Source organism: Nocardia araoensis NBRC 100135 (genome assembly GCF_000308435.1).
GTDB lineage: Bacteria > Actinomycetota > Actinomycetes > Mycobacteriales > Mycobacteriaceae > Nocardia > Nocardia araoensis.
The window spans coordinates 1-2,494 of the sequence record NZ_BAFR01000286.1 but is presented as its reverse complement, the minus strand read 5'-3'; the positions used below and the strand labels follow the sequence as shown (position 1 = coordinate 2,494).

General features: G+C 68.6%; 3 protein-coding genes. 1 reads left to right on the top strand and 2 read right to left on the bottom strand.

Going from position 1 to position 2,494, the window contains the following annotated elements:
* Window positions 1-371, top strand: a 371-nt coding sequence (locus ON21_RS30450) for a C40 family peptidase (RefSeq protein WP_039803690.1), incomplete at its 5' end; no start/stop codon positions are given.
* Window positions 372-436: 65 nt separating this feature from the next.
* Here ON21_RS30450 and ON21_RS30445 read toward each other — a convergent pair.
* Window positions 437-1,660, bottom strand: a complete 1,224-nt coding sequence (locus ON21_RS30445; protein WP_083880979.1) for a transglycosylase SLT domain-containing protein — start codon at window positions 1,658-1,660, stop codon at window positions 437-439.
* Between the two features lie 376 nt (window positions 1,661-2,036).
* The coding region (locus tag ON21_RS30440) for a phage tail tip lysozyme (RefSeq protein ID WP_039803688.1) at window positions 2,037-2,494 on the bottom strand (458 nt) is incomplete at its 5' end.

The following is a 2,494-nucleotide window of genomic DNA, read 5'->3' as shown; positions in this document are numbered from 1 at the left end:
CCGGCGCGACCGGAGCCGCCGCGAAAGCCATCCAGGTGGCACTCGCCCAGCTCGGCGACCCCTACGTCTACGGTGCGGAAGGGCCGAACGCTTTCGACTGCTCGGGCCTGATGCAATACGCCGCGGCAGCCGCCGGTGTGCGGATTCCGCGAGTCGCTGCCGACCAATACCGCACCCTGCCCAAAGTGAATCCCAGAGATATCAAGCCCGGCGATCTGATTTTCCCCTCGAGTTCGTTCAAGGGGCCGAACAACCCAGGCCACGTCATCATGTACATCGGCAACGGCATGTGCGTCGAAGCGCCCCACACCGGCGGCCACGTCCAATACCGGAAACTGCCCAGCAGTTACGCGGCCGCGCGGTGGGCGTGATCAGTCGATCCGGCGTGCCCGCTGTCTGCCGTCGCCGCACCGGTATCGATCGTCCGCGACCGGCGTCAGTACCCCACGTACGAGCCGCCGCCGCGCATCTGCACGATTCCCGGCACGTTGCTGACCGACCCGTAACGTTCGATGGCGTACCGAACGCCCGCGACGATATTGTCCACCGGATTCCAGATATCACGGTGCCCCGGAACGGAATACGCGTTGAACGTCGGATCGATGGTCTGCATCAGGCCTTTCGACGGAATTCCGGCCGCGGCGTTGCTGTCCCAGAGATTGATCGCGTTCGGGTTGCCACCGGACTCGTGCTGGATGATCGCCGCGATGTCGGCCGGATCGATCTGGCGCGTGTCGTAGCCGTGCTGACGCAACACCTGCAAGGCTTCGTTGATCCATTGCCCCTGCTGGCCGGACGGCCGCGTGCGTGGCGGACCGCCGCTGGGCCCGTGCGTGCCCGAGTGCGACGTGCGGCGGGGCCGCCGCGGCTGGACGGGACGCGACTCGCGCAGATAGCGGTCGGCAAGAGCAGCTACGCGATCGGCGGTGAGCACTGCGGCGGCCTGTCCTTGGCCGAGCACGGTTCCCGCCCGTTGTAAGGCGCTGTCCAAGGTCGAGATCACCAATTGCCTGCTCGCATTGGCGTCCTGGACGGTGCCGAGCGCGGTCAGCGCGGTGTTCACCTCGGCGATGATCGCACCGATCGCGGCGCGTCCCTGCGTGCTGTTGTCGACCGCGCCGCCGAGGATGCGTTCCAGCTCGGCGTTCATCGACTGTGTCGCATCGCCGTGGCGTGCTCGATTCTGATTGCTGTCGGCGTACCGCGAACCGAGCGCACCGTCCCACACGACGGGTCCGCTCGGCCGCGCCGCGTCGAGATCGGGCGGCGCGTACGGCTGTCCCGTCACGGCGGTCGGCGGGCCGTCACCGTATTGGGCGGCGATGGCCGCCAGCGCGCCCATCGCCGCGGCCGCCATGGGCGTGGACGAGCCCGCCATGCCCAGCGTGTCCGAGCGCGGAACGGAGGGTGAACCCGCAGCCGCGGAGGTCGTCTCGGATGCCGACGGTGCATTCTGGGTGCGCCCCTGAGCCGTCGCGCCGACCGGCGCCGCCGCTGCGGCCGCACCTGGCTGCGGCCGCGGGATCGGGGTGGGAGCGCCGCGCGTCGCGGACTTGGCGGGGCGGCGCGGCGCGCTGGTGGTGGCGCTCGCACGCACGTCGCGCGGATCGCCGGGATCATCGGAATCTCGCTCGGGACCAGAGCGATCCGTCGGAGCCATCAGTTCCCCCGCTGCGTGCGGACGCTACGCACGGTGACCACAGAGGCAGCCATGACTCACCTTCCGCCGGATGCCCCGGTACGCGCTGCCGATCGCCGGACATGATCGGTGCGTGCTGGAACCGGGAGAGCGCACAGCCGATGTGGCAAGCCCGCGCCGATGCGGTGAACTCATGCCGCTTGCCCGGCTGTCGGCTCACCCGACTCGGAATGCCTCTTCCCCGGCACTCGTCCCGAAGCGTATCCGCAGCCTAATGCAGGTACCTCCCCTGCTGTTCCCGCTTGCGGGAATATCGGTGCCCGGCACGCGGCTGCGGACAACCGCACGGCGCGTCGGTGGAAGAGGGCACCGAGCGACCGGCGAAGGCCGGGCGAGGTCAAACCGCGACGTTGCGCATCGCCGAGGCGATGCTGTTGGCGTAGGCGATGCGCTGCCCTCTCGCCTCACCGGAACTTCTTTCGTAGTACTGATCGAAGACCGCCGCCGCGTAGGCGGGCGTCTGCGCGGCCCGGAGATATCCGTACGCGGTGGATTCATTGCTGCGCAATTCGGCCATCATGAAATCGATCTGGACCTTCCAGTCGGTGACCGGCTTCCCTTGGGCTGCCGCGAACCGCTCCAGGGCCTGCCGCCGCCCGCCCCGCCACTGGCACAGACCGATGGCGCCTTCGCCCGAGTTGTACGCGCTGGTGTTGAAGCCGGACTCGACCTGCAGGTTACCCACGATTCCGGCTGCTTGCGCCGGCGTGAGCCCGTATTTCGAGACGAGGTAGCGATAGACATCCGCCGGATTGGCTTTCGAGCCTCCCGGAATGTTGTCGCCGTTGCCGCGCG